This window comes from Streptomyces sp. NBC_01465, assembly GCF_036227325.1.
Classification (GTDB): Bacteria; Actinomycetota; Actinomycetes; order Streptomycetales; family Streptomycetaceae; genus Streptomyces.
Genome location: NZ_CP109467.1, coordinates 7,145,135 through 7,160,852, shown reverse-complemented (window position 1 = coordinate 7,160,852; position 15,718 = coordinate 7,145,135). Strand labels below are relative to the sequence as shown.

Annotated in this window: 14 protein-coding genes; 6 read left to right on the top strand and 8 right to left on the bottom strand. The window is 70.6% G+C overall.

Annotated features, from left to right (window positions below):
- Nucleotides 1–9 precede the first annotated feature (9 nt).
- The gene (locus tag OG707_RS33520; protein WP_329125071.1) at nt 10–1,761 is read right to left on the bottom strand and encodes a sulfatase; all 1,752 of its coding nucleotides are present in this window, start codon (nt 1,759–1,761) and stop codon (nt 10–12) included.
- 8 nt (nt 1,762–1,769) lie between these two features.
- Complete coding sequence (locus OG707_RS33515) at nt 1,770–2,339, bottom strand: PadR family transcriptional regulator (protein WP_329125069.1); 570 nt, start codon at nt 2,337–2,339, stop codon at nt 1,770–1,772.
- Between the two features lie 87 nt (nt 2,340–2,426).
- Between OG707_RS33515 and OG707_RS33510 the strand changes: the two genes are divergently transcribed.
- Entirely contained in the window at nt 2,427–3,353 is a 927-nt protein-coding gene (locus OG707_RS33510) for a formylglycine-generating enzyme family protein (protein ID WP_329125067.1), read from the top strand.
- Nucleotides 3,354–3,368: 15 nt separating this feature from the next.
- Here the strand turns inward: OG707_RS33510 and OG707_RS33505 are convergent, their stop codons facing one another.
- Entirely contained in the window at nt 3,369–5,675 is a 2,307-nt protein-coding gene (locus tag OG707_RS33505; RefSeq protein WP_329125066.1) for a glycoside hydrolase family 3 C-terminal domain-containing protein, read from the bottom strand.
- Nucleotides 5,676–5,734: 59 nt separating this feature from the next.
- Entirely contained in the window at nt 5,735–7,024 is a 1,290-nt protein-coding gene (locus OG707_RS33500) for an MFS transporter (RefSeq protein WP_329125064.1), read from the bottom strand.
- A 111-nt stretch (nt 7,025–7,135) separates the two neighbouring features.
- On the opposite strand from OG707_RS33500, the gene OG707_RS33495 reads away from it, so the two are divergent.
- Nucleotides 7,136–7,726: a TetR/AcrR family transcriptional regulator gene (locus OG707_RS33495; protein ID WP_329125062.1), complete on the top strand. Its 591-nt coding sequence runs from the start codon at nt 7,136–7,138 to the stop codon at nt 7,724–7,726.
- Between the two features lie 23 nt (nt 7,727–7,749).
- On the opposite strand, the gene OG707_RS33490 is transcribed toward OG707_RS33495, so the two are convergent.
- On the bottom strand, nt 7,750–8,961 hold the full coding sequence (locus OG707_RS33490) for an alpha/beta hydrolase family protein (RefSeq protein ID WP_329125061.1): 1,212 nt from the start codon (nt 8,959–8,961) through the stop codon (nt 7,750–7,752).
- 159 nt (nt 8,962–9,120) lie between these two features.
- Between OG707_RS33490 and OG707_RS33485 the strand changes: the two genes are divergently transcribed.
- Nucleotides 9,121–10,815 (top strand): acyltransferase, encoded by a 1,695-nt coding sequence (locus tag OG707_RS33485; RefSeq protein WP_329125059.1) that lies wholly within the window; start codon nt 9,121–9,123, stop codon nt 10,813–10,815.
- A gap of 15 nt (nt 10,816–10,830) precedes the next feature.
- On the opposite strand, the gene OG707_RS33480 is transcribed toward OG707_RS33485, so the two are convergent.
- Nucleotides 10,831–11,829: a GlxA family transcriptional regulator gene (locus OG707_RS33480; RefSeq protein WP_329125057.1), complete on the bottom strand. Its 999-nt coding sequence runs from the start codon at nt 11,827–11,829 to the stop codon at nt 10,831–10,833.
- Between the two features lie 149 nt (nt 11,830–11,978).
- On the opposite strand from OG707_RS33480, the gene OG707_RS33475 reads away from it, so the two are divergent.
- Nucleotides 11,979–12,566 (top strand): cysteine hydrolase family protein, encoded by a 588-nt coding sequence (locus OG707_RS33475; RefSeq protein ID WP_329125055.1) that lies wholly within the window; start codon nt 11,979–11,981, stop codon nt 12,564–12,566.
- The gene (locus OG707_RS33470) at nt 12,563–13,264 is read left to right on the top strand and encodes a cysteine hydrolase family protein (RefSeq protein WP_329125053.1); all 702 of its coding nucleotides are present in this window, start codon (nt 12,563–12,565) and stop codon (nt 13,262–13,264) included. Before OG707_RS33475 ends, OG707_RS33470 begins: the two co-directional genes overlap by 4 nt.
- On the opposite strand, the gene OG707_RS33465 is transcribed toward OG707_RS33470, so the two are convergent.
- Nucleotides 13,257–13,709 (bottom strand): Lrp/AsnC family transcriptional regulator, encoded by a 453-nt coding sequence (locus tag OG707_RS33465; RefSeq protein ID WP_329125051.1) that lies wholly within the window; start codon nt 13,707–13,709, stop codon nt 13,257–13,259. The genes OG707_RS33470 and OG707_RS33465 overlap by 8 nt on opposite strands.
- 122 nt (nt 13,710–13,831) lie before the next feature.
- On the opposite strand from OG707_RS33465, the gene OG707_RS33460 reads away from it, so the two are divergent.
- Complete coding sequence (locus OG707_RS33460; RefSeq protein WP_329125049.1) at nt 13,832–14,815, top strand: DMT family transporter; 984 nt, start codon at nt 13,832–13,834, stop codon at nt 14,813–14,815.
- Here OG707_RS33460 and OG707_RS33455 read toward each other — a convergent pair.
- Entirely contained in the window at nt 14,763–15,608 is an 846-nt protein-coding gene (locus tag OG707_RS33455) for an endonuclease/exonuclease/phosphatase family protein (protein ID WP_329125047.1), read from the bottom strand. The two genes, OG707_RS33460 and OG707_RS33455, sit on opposite strands and share 53 nt — an antisense overlap.
- Between the last annotated feature and the right edge of the window lie 110 nt (nt 15,609–15,718).

The following is a 15,718-nucleotide window of genomic DNA, read 5'->3' as shown; positions in this document are numbered from 1 at the left end:
GCAAGGGCCTCAGAGCTGGGCGAGCTCCTCGGCCACCAGGCGGAGGTTCGACGGCGGGAACAGTGCGCCCGCCATCGCGGCGACATCGATGAGCGGAGTCGCCCCGATCATCTGCAGGAGCTCCGAGTCGGCAACGCCGGGCAGGTGCCTGCGCAGCACTTCGACGGCGACCGGGTCGGAGATCAGCGCCGCGAGGGGCGTACGCAGCGAAAGGCGGCCCTCGGGGAAGTCATCGGCGCGGGGCAGCGGCTGGGCGGCCCGTTCGGCCTGCTCGTGCTGGGCCCGTACCAGGAGGTGCTTCTCCGTGACCGGGCCGTGGGCGGGCAGGCCGAGGCGTTCGTACTGGCTGGGCGGGGCGTCGCCCGCGCGCATCAACTCCACCAGGAGGGTGGTCATGCGCAGTTCGGCGTCGTCGTCGATCAGCGGGGTGCGCTGCTCGGGGTCGGTCTCCAGGTCGAAGAGGAGCGTGCCGTGGTGGTACGGGTTGAGGAGGGTGCGGCCCGGCACACGCAGGGTGCGGACGTTCTTGGTGAAGTCGAAGGGCTCGGCCAGCTCCAGGTCCGCGAGTTCGGCGGGCGAGAAGCGGCCCCGCATGTGGGTGGGCATCAGGGTGTGTTCGTACAGCGGCGCGTTGTCGGGTGAGGCGGGCGCCCGCATGTAGACGTAGCGGCCGTCCGTGACGTTGACGTGTCCGCCGTGGATGCCGAACAGGCCTGCCTCGCGCACCGGGGTGTCCTCGGCGACCGGGAGCGGTGCGCCCTGCATGTCGCCGGGGCGGTCGACGCCGAAGAACTCGAGGAGGGTCGGCGCCACGTCCACGGTCTGCACGAGCGCCGAACGCCGTTCGCCCGCGACGCGGTTGCGCGGGTCCCAGGCGAACAGCGGCAGGTGGACCAGTTCGTTGAACCAGGGCTGGACGCTCTTCCCCCACCAGCCCTTCTCGCCGAGCAGCAGCCCGTGGTCGGTGTTGACGATCAGGAGGGTGTCGTCCCACAGGTCGAGTTCGTCCATGGTGTCCAGGACGCGGCCGAGCGAGTGGTCGCACATCGACAGGAGCGCCCCGTACTCGAAGCGGGCGTGCTCCACCTGACCGTCGGTCTCGACGACGCGCTTGTAGTCGGGCCAGTCGAAGTGCGGTCCTTCGTAGTCGTGGGGGTAGAGGTCCTTGTAGGGCTGGTGGCTGAAGAACGGCTCGTGCGGGTCGAAGGTCTCGATCTGCACGAACCACCGGTCGGCGTCCTTGTTCGTACGGACGAAGTCGAGGCCCGCGTCGAAGGTGAGGGTCTGGGGGTGCCGGTCCTCGGTCGCCATGTGGGGGCGGTTGACCCAGTCCTGGCGGTAGGCGCCGAAGCGCATCCGCTTCAGGTCCTCGGGTATCTCGGGGTCGGCGACCTGGCCCTTCCACGGGTCGCCCTCCTGGCCGCGGAAGAACTCCCAGGTGTTGTAGCGGCCGTGGTAGGTGGCGCCGCCGTCCTCCCAGTAGTGCGGGTGGTCGCTGACGAGATGGGTGTAGACGCCGTTCTGCTTGAGGAGTTCGGGCATCGAGTCGTCGAAGGGCTCCAGCGGGCCCCAGCTGCGGTGCAGGAAGTTGTGCCGCCCGGTGTGGAGTTCGCGGCGGGCCGGCATGCAGGGCATCGAGCCGGCGTAGGCGTTGTCGAAGGTGACGGCCTTCTCGGCGAGCCGCGCGAAGTTCGGAGCGTGGGTCCAGTCGCCTCCGTACGGCGGCAGCATGTGCCGGTTGAGGCTGTCGAACATCACCATGATCGCCCTCATTGGACGGGATTCCCTTCTGTCAGGCTGCGCAGTGTGTGCTCCAGCCAGGCGACCCAGCGGTCCATGGCGGCCGCGCCGAGCGTGTGGAGAGCGTCGTGGACCTGCCGGTCGAGGTCCTGGTCGAGGCCGGGTGCCGGATCCTCGTAGCGCAGGGTGCGGTCGCGGTCCCGGTTCTTGGCGATCTGCGCGCGGCGGTGGTCGAGTTCTGTCCCGACGATCCGGATCGCGGCGTCCTTGTCGAGCGGCGCCGCGACGCTGAACCGCGCGAGGAAGTCGATCTCCTGGAAGCGGCTGGGCGGCTCGTAGGGCGAGCGCACCCAGTCCAGGAGGACCTCGCGCCCGCGTGCCGTGAGCCGGTACACCTTGGCGTCCGGGCGGCCTTCGCGCGCGTCGACCTCGTGCCGCACCCAGCCGTCGGCCTCCATCTGCCCGAGCTTGCGGTAGATCTGGCTGTGGTGCGCCCGCGCCCACAGGAACTGCCCTTCGATCTCGAGCCACTTGCGCAGGTCGTACCCGCTGTAAGGGCGACGGGCCAGCAGGCCGAGCAGGACGTACTCGAACTTCACGAACGTGGACTCCCTCAGTACGGAAGCTGTGTGCGACGCTTTTACTATGTGCAGTTTCACCTAGGTGAGAATTCATATACTCACGTCATGGAGACGTCAATGGGATGTTGCGTACCGGAAACCCGGATCTGCTCCACCGGACCGCTGCCCACGCCGGCCCGCATACCGCCCGCGCACGACCAAGTCACCCTCCCCGGGGGCGAGTTCCAGATGGGGGACGCCTTCGGGGAGGGCTATCCGGCGGACGGCGAACAGCCCGTGCACGCGGTACGCGTCGCCCCGTTCGCCATCGACGTCACCACGGTGACCGTGGCGGCGTTCGAGGCGTTCGTCGCCGACTCCGCGTACGTGACCGTCGCCGAACGGGAAGGCAGCTCCGCCGTGTTCCACCTGGCGGCCGCCGCCGGGCGGGCGGACGTCCTCGGGGCAGACCCGGCCGCCCCCTGGTGGCTGGACGTACGGGGAGCCGACTGGCGCCACCCCCACGGCCCGCTGTCCACCGCGGAGCCGGACCACCCGGTGGTGCACGTGGCATGGGCCGACGCCCTGGCGTACTGCGCGTGGGCGGGCCGCCGCCTGCCGACCGAGGCGGAGTGGGAGTACGCGGCCCGCGGCGGTCTCGCCGGCCGCCGCTTCGCATGGGGAGACGAACTGACCCCCGACGGACGGTGGTTGTGCAACATCTGGCAAGGCCCTTTCCCGTATGCCAACACTGGTGCGGACGGCTGGCTGGCCACCGCACCGGTGCGCTCGTACCCGCCCAACGGCCTCGGCCTGTACGAGGTCGCCGGGAACGTCTGGGAGTGGTGCGCGGACTGGTTCGCCCCCGACTACTACGCCCACTCCCCCGCCGCCGACCCCAAGGGACCCGAGACGGGCGAGCGCCGTGTCATGCGGGGCGGCTCCTACCTGTGCCACCACTCCTACTGCCACCGCTACCGCGTGGCCGCCCGCTCGGCCAACACGCCGGCATCCAGCAGCGGGAACTGCGGGTTCCGGACGGTCGCCGCGTGAGGGGTGACGCCGGGGTCAGGATGTCGCCTCCCTCCCGGTGCCCGCGGCCGACCGCACCGTCTCGACCAGTTCCTGTACGTCGTCGAAGCTCAGGGGAACGATCGGGAGCCCGGCGAGCTGGCTGAGGCGCATGTTGGCCACCATCCGCTGACGGGAGCTTCCCTCCTGGGGGTAGGCGTCGCCCATGGACTTCTGGACCCGGCCGAGCAGTGCCGTGATGGCCGGGCCGCCCACGGGGTGGGCGAGCCATACCTCGACGGTCGAGTCGGCGTCCGGCTGGTCGGCGTAGGCGTCGCCGTCGACCGGGACCGTCGTGGTCAGCCGGATGTCGCGGCTGGAGGCCCCGACATCGATACGGTGGTCGGCGTCCTCGACGAGCCAGGTACCGGCTGCGGTGTCGAAATAGGCGAGGTCGGCGCGGGCGATGCGGACGGTGACGTCCTGGGTCTCGCCGGGTGCGAGGCACACGGTGGCGAACCCCTTCAACTCCCGTACGGGGCGCCGGGCCCGCGCGCCCGGCGCGGCCACGTACACCTGGACGACCTCGTGACCGGACCGCTCCCCGGTGTTGGTGACCGCCACGGTGACGTCGAGCCCGCCTGCGTCCGGGACCACCCGCAGGTCCGCGTAGGCGAAGGTGGTGTACGACAGGCCGTGCCCGAAGGGGAAGGAGACCGCCATGTCACGGGCGTCGTAGTGGCGATAGCCGACGAACAGGCCCTCGCTGTACGTGACATGACCGTTCTCGCCCGGCCAGGCCAGGTACGCCGGGGTGTCGGCGAGCCGCAGCGGGATCGTCTCCGCGAGGCGCCCCGACGGGTTCGCCCTGCCGAACAGGAGGTCGGCAGTGGCCGAGCCACCGGCCTGGCCGGACAGCCAGCCTTCCAGGACGGCCGGCACGCCGTCGATCCAGCCGGCCGGCCGGACCACGCCCCCGTTGGAGAGGACCACGACGGCGTTCGCGTTCACCGCGACAACGGCGGCGAGCAACCGGGTCTGCTCCTCGGGGAGTTCGATGTGTTCGCGGTCGTACCCCTCGGACTCGAAGCTCGGCGGCAGACCGAGGAACAGCACGACCACGTCCGCGCTCTCGGCCGCGCGGAGGGCCTCCTCCTGCAGCGCAGCCGCATCGGCGTCCGGAGCGTCGACGGGGAAGCCGGGAGCGAAGGTGACGTGCGCCGCGGGCGCGGCCTCGACGATCGAGGTCAGTGCGTCTTCGAGCCGGGTCGGGTTCACGCGCGAGCTGCCCTCGCCCTGGTAGCGGGGAGTGCGCGCGAACTCGCCGATGACCGCGATGCGTTGGGCTGCGGCGGGATCCAGCGGGAGGAGCGCGCCGTCGTTCTTGAGCAGTACCGCGCCGCGCGTGGCGACCTCGCGGGCGAGCTCGTGGTGGGCGGCCGCATCGAAGGCGGCACCGGGGCGCGCGTGCTCGGCCGCCTTGCGGGCGAGTGCCACGACCCGTGCGGCGCTTCGGTCCAGCGCTTCCTCGGGAAGTTCGCCTGATTCCACGGCCGCGACGGCCCTGGCGGGGCCGGCGCCGGACGAGGACGGCATCTCCAGATCGAGCCCGGCGGCGAGGGCCCGCGCCCTGTCGACCACGGCGCCCCAGTCGGAGACGACCACGCCGTCGTATCCCCACTCGCCGCGCAGGACGTCCGTCAGAAGCCAGGGATTCTGCGACGCGTGCACGCCGTTGACCCGGTTGTAGGCACACATGACCGTCCAGGGCTCGGCCTCTGTCACCACGCGGTGGAAGGCGGGGAGATAGATCTCGCGCAGCGTGCGTACGTCGATGTCCGCGCTGACCGACATCCGGCCGGTCTCCTGGTTGTTCGCGGCGAAGTGCTTGACCGAGGCCCCGACCCCCTGAGCTTGCAGGCCCTTGACCCAGGCTGTTCCCAACACCCCGCTGAGCAGCGGGTCTTCGGAGAAGTACTCGAAGTTGCGTCCGCACAGCGGGCTGCGCTTGATGTTGACGCCGGGGCCGAGCAGCACGTGCACGCCGTGCGCGAGGCTCTCGCGGGCCAGTGCGTCGCCGACCCGCCGCGCCAGGTCGCTGTCCCAGGTGCAGGCCAGGGTGACGGCCGGCGGGAAGCAGGTGGCCGGGGCGCTGCCGTTGATGCCCAGGTGGTCGGCCCGGGTGTCGTTCTGCAGGCGCAGCCCGTGGGGGCCGTCCGAGAGCCGGACTTCCGGGATCCCGGCGTCCGGGTACGCGGTGGTGTGCCACCAGCCCGCGCCGGTGGTCAGGCCGGCCTTCTCGGCGAGGGTCAGGCGGGCCACCGTCTCGCCGGGCGTCTCTGCCGGCCGATTCGGGTTGTTCATGTCTTCTCCTTGGAGTGCGGGGCAATGCGCGGTGCGAAGGCGGATGTGGTCCGCCGTGGTCATCGGACTCCCTTGACGCGCAGCACCGCCACCGCACCGAGCAGCGCGCAGGCCATGGCGAGAGGGAAGAGCGTCCGGTATCCGCCGAGCCAGAGGACGACGGCTCCGGCGATGGCGGGCGCGAGGACCTGCGGCAGGGTGGCTGCGACGTTCACGACGCCGAGGTCGCGGGCGAAGGACCGCCCGGAGGGCAGCACTTGAGAGATGAGGGCGGTGTCCACGCCCTGGAAGCAGCCGAAGCCGATGCCCACCAGGAAGGCCATCGCGGTCATCCCTGTCATGGTGGGGAGGGCGAACGGTATGAACATGGCACAGCCGAGGAGAGAGGCCGAGGCCACCACGAACACCTTGCGCCGGCCGAGCCGGTCCGAGAGGGGTCCGGTCACGACGGCGGCCGGGAGAAGGCCGGCGACGGCGGTCAGCGCGAGTACGGGTACGCGGTCGATCGCCTCGTCGTGCAGACCGATGTAGTCCTGGAGGATGTAGAGCTTGTAGCCGAAGACCAGGAAGTACGACAGGTTGGTGCACAGCCTGCTGACGAACACCCAGAAGAAGTCGGGGTGCTTGCGTGGGTTCGGCAACAGCCCACGCAGGAACTCACGTACCTCGAAGGGCTCTTGGGGAGCGTCCCGGCTCGGCCGGTCCGGGTTGAGAGTCACGAAGACGACCGCCAGGGACGTCGCGAGCGCGGCGAGCACCACGTATGCCGTGGTGATCCGGTCCTCGAAGACGGCGGCGAACACCTGGCCGAGCAGCGAGCCGCACATGGAGCCGAGGCCGGTGACAGTGGAGAACAGGCCGCGTCTCTCCGGTGGCACCCGGTCGGGCATGACGGCCGAGAGCGGGCCCACCGCGAAGTTGTAGCCGATCTGCACCAGGCACCAGAGGGCCAGCATCACCGGTACGGAGTGCGCGAACGCCATGCCGATCAGGGCCAGGCCACCCGTCACCACGCCGACCACGATCCAGGGCCCGCGCCTGCCGAAACGGCTGCGGGTGCGGTCCGACACGGCTCCCGCGACGGGCTGGGCGACCATCGCGACGAGCGCGCCCACCGTGGTCACGACCGCGAGCGTGCCGACCTTCGCGTCCTCGCCGACCGCGCGCTGGACCTGGAGGGCGAGCAGGGTGCCGGGGACAGCTCCCCATACGAGAGCGACGCCGAGGTTGGCGGGGCCGATGCACGCCATGAGGCGGCGCAGCGCCCGGCCGTCGACCGGCGCGGCCGCTCCCGCCGGATCGGCAGGGAGCGGGGAGGGAACACGGAGCTCCCCGGGGGGTCTCGCCATCGGGACCTTCTCTCGGTGGGCCGCACCTGCGACTGGCCGAAACAGTACGGCGTACTGTTTTTGCTGACAAGGCTTTGCGCAGGCGCGATGGCGGCCGAATAGGGTGGGCGCGTGACAGCCAGAAACTCCTACCCCAAGGGGGTCGCCAAACGGGAGGAGATCCTCAAGGTCACCCTTGAGATCTTCGGCCGCGTGGGCGAGCGGAACACCACACTGCGGATGGTCGCGAAGGAGAGTCACATCAGCCTGACCGGGCTGATGCACTACTTCGAGTCCAAGGACCACCTGCTCACCGAGGTCCTGCGCGCCAACGACCGTGCGGCCGAGGCGCGCTTCCGCGACCCGGACGTCGTGCGCGATCCGGGCGAGTTCCTGGCCAGGGCCCTGACCGCGAACGCTGCCAACTCCGCCCGCGTACGCCTCTACGTCACTCTCGCCGCGGCCTCGACCGACCGCGCACACCCGGCCCACACGTACTTCAGGGAACGCTTCGCCCTGCTGCGCGCCACGATCGCCGAGCACCTCACGGCCGAGCAGCGGGCCGGCCGGGCGAGCCCCGGGCTCGACCCGCACTTCACGGCCTCGGCCCTCGTCGCGGCGACCGACGGCATCCAACTCCAGTGGCTGAGCGACCCCGACATCGACATGGCGGAACAGGTCCGCCGCGTCTGGCGGATGCTCACTGCGCCGCCCGGCCCATAGAGCGACCTCACCCACCTAGCCGCTCAGGGGAGGAACGTCACCGCCGGGAAGGCCGGGGACGGCCCGTCGAGCAGGTGTCCCCGACCGCGGCGCAGGTGCTCGTCGAAGAACGCGAGCGGGTATGCCTGCTGGATCCTCACCGCCTGGCCGGGATCGAGCGTGCCGATCGTTTCCTGGAGCTGCTGTGCGCTCCATCCGAGCACCTTCGCCACCTGGGGGAAGAGTGCCTCGTTGTCGCCGTACGAGATGTGGACAGCGCCCTGGGCCTGGATGTTCAGCCGCCATCCCCGCAGGTGCGACCAGAAAACGGCGGCCTCGGGATCCGTGGCCCGGGTGAACTCGGCGGACATCATCATGAACGGCCGGTGCAGGTCGCCGGCGAGCGGCGGGTTCATCTGCATCGGGCCGTCGAGGCTCAGCCCGGCCCGGATGCGCTCGTCCGCGAGCATGGCGCAGGCGGTGGCCGTCCCGCCCTTCGACCAGCCGAACACGCCCACGTTCCGCGGGTCGAGGGCGCCGAGCAGCCCGGCCGGCAGTTCCCTCCGGCCGGCGTCCGGATTGCACCCGGCGGCGAGCTGCTCGACGCAGTCGAGGACGAAGCGCAGGTCGGCGGCGAAGTCCCCGGGCAGGGTCGGCGCCTGGCTGTCCTGCAGCGGGACCGCGACCCGGCCGTCGGGGAACTCGGTGTAGGTGTCGTACTGGTGAGCCACCGTCACCACCGCGAACCCGTGGCTGGCGAGCTCCTGGACCATGACGGTGTGGTCGCCCTGGTGGCTGTGCGCGCCGTGCGAGAACACGACGACGGGCAGCCTTCGGCCCGACCGCCGCACCGGAGCGCCCACATGGCCGGCGGTGAGCGGCCCCAACGGGGCCAGAGCGCCGAACCCCGTGTCGTCGAGGAACGCCTGAAGTGCGCCGGCCGGCATCCAGGGCGCCACCGGGTACCGCTCGACGTTCCGGGCGGGGTACCAGACGGTGGCCATCAGCTCGCGGAAGTGCCCGGGGCCCGCGATGCCGTCCGGACGCGACCGGTCGACGAGGTGCAGTGGGGCCGTGCCCACCGGGTGCGGCCCGGTGGGTGCGGGCAGTGTGAGCCGCCTCGCGGTGCGGGCGGCCGCGGCCGGGTCCGCCCACGCGGGGCCGGCGACGGCGGCAAGCGGCACGGCGGCCAGCGCTGCTCCCAGCATGCGGCGGCGCGTCATGTTCTTCCGGTTGATGTACGGCGTGGTGGCCATGGGCCCTCCTGTGGTGACGGGTCGTCAACTATGTGCCGACGGACGGACCGTGGGCACAGAGAGACGCTGTCACGCACCTGTCCGCGGGGCATCGGACCACGGGTTTACACCCTGGGGGCGATGTGGCCGGCAGGGCGTTCACCTGACTACTGTTCGCCCGTGGATCACCAACAGCGGCAAGACGTACAGCATTTTGACCACTGTCCCTGGCTGTTCGCCGAGGCAGCGACGGAGGAACAGCGCGTCGCTCAGCGTGAACGGCAGCGAGGGATCGGTGGCGACACCGAGATCGGCGCGCGGTGCTACGTCGGCGAGTCGGCCGCGGTGTTCCCGGACCGGCTGCGCCTCGGCGACGACTCCTACATCGCCGCTCACGCCTATGTCACCGGGGAGTTGACCACAGGCTCGGACTGCACCGTGAACCCGTACGCCACCGTGCGGGGCACTGTCACGCTGGGCGACGGCGTACGCATCGGCGCACACACGTCGCTGCTCGGCTTCAATCACTCCATGGCACCCGACCGCCCGGTCTTCCAACAGCCCCACACCAGCCGGGGGATCACGGTCGGCGACGACGTGTGGATCGGCTCGCACGTGGTCGTGGTGGACGGCGTCACCATCGGCGACCACTGCGTGATCGGCGCCGGCGCGGTGGTGACCAAGGATCTCCCGGACTGGACCATGGCCGCCGGAAACCCGGCGCGTCCGCTGCGCGACCGCCGGAGCACCGCCGCGGCCCCCGCGGTCCAGGTCCCGGACCCCCTCACCCGGTTCGCCGACACCGCGCGCACCCAGGCCGCGGACGTCCTCGCCCGGTGCTGGGACGGCGAGCGGTACGTCGACCGCCCCGGGGCGACCGCGACACTGCGCGCGCACTGCGACGCCGTGGAGATCGCCGATCTGCTGCTGGGCGAGGCACCCGAGCAGTTGACCGCCGACGAACACGTCAAGCGGCTGTGCGCAGCCCAGGACCCGGACACCGGGCTGGTGCCCGAGCTCGGCGAGCCGCTGCCGGAACCCGACGACGACGGCTTCATCAGCGACGGCCCCGCGCTCTACCACATCCTGTCCGCCGGGTACGCCCTCGATCTGCTCGGCGCCTCCTTCCCTCGCCCCGTACGCGGCGTCCAGCAGATGACGGCCGGTCAACTCGTCGCGCGACTCGACAAGTTGCCGTGGCAGGAAGGTGCGTGGGGAGCCGGCGCCTGGATCGACGCCTGGGCCACCGCAGCGCACTGGAACCAGCGGCACGACGGCGAAGGAGCTGTGCGGCCGGGCGCGCTGGAGGCGCTGTTCGGCTGGCTGCTCACCCGGGCCGACCCGTGGACCGGGATGTGGGGCAGCCCCTCCGCCCGGAGCGGCCGCCTGCAGGTCGTCAACGGCTACTACCGGCTCAGCCGCGGCTCGTTCGCCCAGTTCGGGCTCCCGGTTCCGCATCCGGAACGCGTGGTGGACGCCGCCCTCGACCACGCCCGCGACCCGCGCCACTTCGGCACCGGCAAGGACAACGCGTGCAACGTGCTGGACGTCGCGCACCCCCTCTGGCTGTGCACCCGGCAGCTCGGAAACGACAGCCGGGGCGACGGCTACCGAGCAGCGGACATACGCGCCTGGGCCGAGCGTCAACTGGCCGCGATCCTGCCCCGTTGGCACAACGGCCGGGGTTTCGGATTCGGATCCGGGCCCGCCGGCCCCGGCCCCGAACCAGGGCTCCAGGGCACGGAGATGTGGCTCGCCATCATCTGGTACCTCGCCGACCTCCTGGGCCGCGCCGACACCCTCGGCTACCAGCCGCGCGGCGTTCACCACCCCGGGCCCGCCCACCGCGCCCGCCCGCTCGCAGGACCGTCCTGAAGGCCCGTCGGCGGGTCAGGGCGCCGGGATCACCCGGAAACGCCGGCGGTACTCCGTCGGCGTCGTGTCGAGACGGCGCCGGAACGCCCGCACGAGGGTGTCCGTCGTTCCGAATCCGCAGACGGTGGCGACGCGTTCGAGCGTGGCGTCGGAGGACTCCAGTGTGTGGCGGGCCTTCTCGACGCGGACCGATTCGATGTAGGCGTGCGGGGTCATGCCCAGGTCGTTCTTGAAGAGCCTGGTCAGATGCCGGTCACTGACACGGGCGTACTCGGCGAGGTCCGCGACGGTGAGCGGCTCGTCGATGTGCCGCAGGATGTGGTGGCGCAGGTCCTCGATGCGCCGCGTCGTGGAGACCTGCTCCAGCGGAACGCTGAACTGGCTCTGTCCGCTGGGGCGTTTGAGGTACATCACGAGCTGCCGGGCCACGCGCAGCGCGACGGCCTCGCCGAGGTCCTCGGCGATCAGGGCGAGGGAGAGGTCGAGGCAGGCGCTGATTCCGGCGCCGGTCCACACGTTCCCCTCGCGGATGAAGATCGGGTCGGCGTCGACCTTCACTGCCGGATGGTCGGCGGCCAGTTGCTGCGCGGTGGACCAGTGGGTGGTGGCGCGCTTGCCGTCGAGAAGACCGGCCGCGGCCAGCAGGTGGGCTCCCACGCACACGGACGTGATCCGGTGCGAGCGCCCGGCGAGGATCCGTACCCAGTCGACCAGTGCGGGATCGACGAGCGGGTGCACCCGGCCCTCGTCGTCGACCCCCACCGCCCCGGGCACGATGAGCGTGTCGATGGTGCCCGCGGCGGCCTCCTGGAAGGTGAGGTCGGGGAGGATACGGACTCCGGCGCCGGTCCTGACCGGGCCCATTGACTCGGCGGCCAGCACAACCTGATACCCCGCGGCCTCCTCGGTCTCGCGCAGCGCCAGCGAGAAGACCTCCGGCGGGCCGGTGACGTCGAGCAGATCGACGCCTTCGAAGAGCACGATGACGACGCGGCGTACGGCGGTTTCCGGCACGGGGCCCCTTTTCCTCGGCATGTCGGCATGTCGGTATCTGCATGTTAGACGTCATTGCCGCCATCACGGCTGAGTCATAGCGTTGCAGATGTGGCCCGGCGGACGGTGCGGGCCGCACTCCTCACCCGTGATCCGAAGGCGGTACGCCCATGTCCCGAACCACGCTGCGCGAGCTCAACGGCTTCGACCAGACGCCCGCGAGGCTGACGGAGTCGACGCTGATCCTGATCGACTTCCAGAACACGTACACCCAGGGCGTGATGGAGCTCGACGGCTGGGAGGAGTCCCTCGACGCCGCCGCGCAACTGCTGGACAGGGCCCGCCAGGAGGGTACGAAGGTCGTCCACGTCATCAATGACGGCGGCGAGGGCACCCCGTACGACATCCGGGCCGAGATCGGGCGGATCCACCCGAAGGTCGCCCCGGTCGAGGGCGAGCCGGTCGTCGTGAAGCAGGCTCCCGACGCGTTCGTCGGCACCGACCTCGACACGCACCTCGAAGACGGCCAGGACGTCGTCATCGCGGGCTGGATGACCCACATGTGCGTCACCTTCACGGCCCAGGGCGCGTTCCTCAACGGCAATCGCCCCACGGTCGTCGCCGAGGCCTCGGCGACCCGCTCGCTGCCGCTGATGGGCGTGGACGTCGACGCCCATCAGGTGCACCAGAGCGCTCTCGCCACCATCGCCGACCTGTACGGGGTCGTCGTCGCGACCCAGAAGGAGATCGTCCGATGAAGCTGCTGCGTCCTGCTCTCGCCCTGGCTGCCGCAGCCGTACTCGCGGCCACCGCGACGGCCTGCGGTGGTGACTCCGAGGCCGCAACCCGTACCGACCGGCACGAGAACTACGCGAAGGACACAACGACGCTCCGTCAGCTGATGAAGCTGGACGAGACGCCGGCGAAACTGTCCGACGCCACTCTGGTCCTCGTCGACTACCAGAACGTCTACACCGGCGGCGCGATGGAGCTCACCGGCTGGCGCGAGGCGGTGAAGAACACCCGGTCCCTGCTGGAGCGGGCCCGCAAGGCGCACACGCCGGTCATCCACATTGTGGAGAAGGGGTACGACCTCGACTCCCGGGCCGGCCAGATCATTCCGGCGCTCAGGCCGGCCAAGGGCGAGGTGGTCGTCGAGAAGGCCGTCCCCAACGGCTTCCACGGGACGAACCTCGACGAGGAACTCCAGAAGACCGGCCGCAAGAACGTCATCATCGCCGGCTTCATGACGCACATGTGCACCCTGTTCACCGCCGAGGGCGCGGTCTACGACGGCTACCACCCGACCGTGGTCGGCGACGCCTCCGCGACCCGTCCGCTCCCGGTCAACGGCAACCCGCGCGGCATCCCCGCGAAGCAGGTGCACGAGGCCGCGCTCGCCACGATCCAGGACCGCTTCGGCGTCGTGGTCCCCGAGCAGCGGGACATCAGGTAGGGCCGACGACCTTCCTGCGCATGTGCGCGTAGACCACCGATGTCCGTACGTCGGCCAGTTCCGGGCGCTTGGTCAGCTTGTCCAGGACCACCGCGTGCAGATGGTCGGTGTCCCGGACGGCGACGTGCACGAGGAAGTCGTCGTTCCCGGTGAGGACGAAGAGCGAGATGACTTCGGGCATCTGCTCCAGGAAGGTCTGGAAGGACTCGATCACCGCACGCGTCGGCGGGCGGACCCGTACGGCGATCACCGCCTGCAGTCCTCGGTCGATCGCGGCGAGGTCCACCTCCGCGTGGAATCCCGTCAGGACACCGCTCCGGCGCAGCGCCCTGACGCGCTCCAGACAGGTGGAGGGGGCGATGCCCAGTTCCTGGGCCATGTCCCGGTTGGTGCGCCGACCATCCTCCTGAAGCATGCGCACCAGCGCCGAATCTAGTTCGTCCATGCGTCCCCCAACTCCCTGAATCCCGAAGATAATTCGGACTATTCACATCATTCCTGCTGATGTTGTTAGCCTCCAGCCTAATGGGCCGATGTTTGTTCGGCCACGGAGAGGGGCGACGCGAGATGCGGGAACGCGGACCGACAGCGGGGGCGGTGTGCGCCGTCATGGCGGCCGCGCTGATGTGGAGCAGTTCGTACGCGGTGACCAAGCGAGTCCTCGACGACGTCGGCCCGCTCAGCATCGGCGCCGTCAGATTCTCACTCGCGGCGGTCCTTCTCGGCGCGCTGGTACGGCTGGGCCGCCGCCGTCCGGACCGCGCCGTCCGCCCGGACGCCGGGCAGCGGCGGCAGCTGTACCTGAGCGGATTCCTCGGCATCACCGTGTACTTCGTCCTGGAGAACGTCGGCGTCGACATGTCCACGGCCTCCGACGCGTCACTGATCGTGGCCACCTATCCGCTGATGACGATGCTGGTGGAGCTGTTCGCCTTCCGCACCCGGATGCCGCTGCCGAGGGTGGCGGGGGTGGCCCTCGCCACCCTCGGCGCCTTCCTCGTCGTACGCAACGGGGCGGAGGCGGGCGGCAGTTCGCGCTGGACGGGCGACGTACTGCTGCTGCTCGGCGGGCTGGCCTGGGCCGGCTACAACGTGCTGGGCAAGCGCGCGAGCGCCGGACAGGACGCCGCGAGCGCCACCTACTACCAGACCCTGGCGGGCGCGGCCGGGTTCCTGCTCGCATCGCCGCTGGAGGCGGGCGACTGGCGGATGCCGGACGCGACGGTCTCCCTGCTGCTGGCCTATCTGGCCGTGGCGTGCTCGGTCGGCGGCTTCCTGCTCTACAACCACGGCCTGCGCAGGATGACTTCGAGCGTCGCGGTGAACATCCTCAACCTGGTTCCGGTCTTCGGCGTCCTCGGCGCCGTCGTGATCAACGGGGAGTCGGTCGGGATCGCCCAGGTGTCGGGCGGCGTGATCATCATCGCCGGAGTGGCGCTGGGCATGGTCGAACGAAAGCCATCGCGCGCTCCGCGTGCAGGAGTTGCGCCGGCCCTCGCTACGCAGGCCTCAGGTCGGCGTGCAGCAAGTCGTGGTCCGAGTACGGGCTGAGACCCACCCCGTGCTCGACCGGGGCGAAGCCCCGCAGGAAGATGTAGTCGAACTTGCTGCGCCAGTCGGTGGTCGGCTCGCAGGGGCCGGCCGCCGAGGGATCGCACTGGGCGTCCACGTCCTCGGCCAGATCCCACATCCCGGCGAGTTCGGGGGCGTCCGGCCTCGCGTTGAAGTCGCCCAGGACGATCGCACGGTCGTACCGGGCAACTTCCGCCGCGAGGACGCCCGACTGCTTCTCCCTGACCGCCTCCTGGCGCCGTTGGGCCAGGTGCGTGTTGAAGACCCGGACCTGCCGGCCGCCCACGAGAGTCGTGACCGCCATGTACCCGCGGTCCTCGGACCCGCCGTCGGGGTACTCCACGATCACATGGTCCGTGACCGGTGCCGCCGAGAGGATCGCCTGCCCGTAGCCCCCCGGGCTCCACGGCACTCCCCCGCAGCGGCTCCAACTCTTCAGCACGGAACCGTACGTGACGTGGTATTTCAGGCCGTACAAGTACTGCAGCTGGTTACGGATCGTCTCGACGTCCCGCACACACGCTTCCTGCAGGCCGACGACCTGGGGTGCGTACGCGGCGATCTCGGCCGCCCGGCCGTCGTTGTACCCGCTCTCGGTACAGGGATTGCAGATGTTCCACGTCATGACCCGGTCCGCCACGACCTCGGTGGGCGAGCCGGCCGGCAACGGTCTGGCGACGCGGGCGACGTTCGGCGCACTGGGGCCGAGGAACACGACGCAGGCCGCGATCATGACGCCCACGAGCACCCGCACCCCGGTTCCGGTCACCATCGCCTCCTCGAAGCGAAGTATGCGCCCCGGCCGTCGTTGCCCGCACCACACATGAGTATCTTGCGCTGTACATGAGGACGTCCCGCCGACGGGCGGGCGGACGGGGGGGC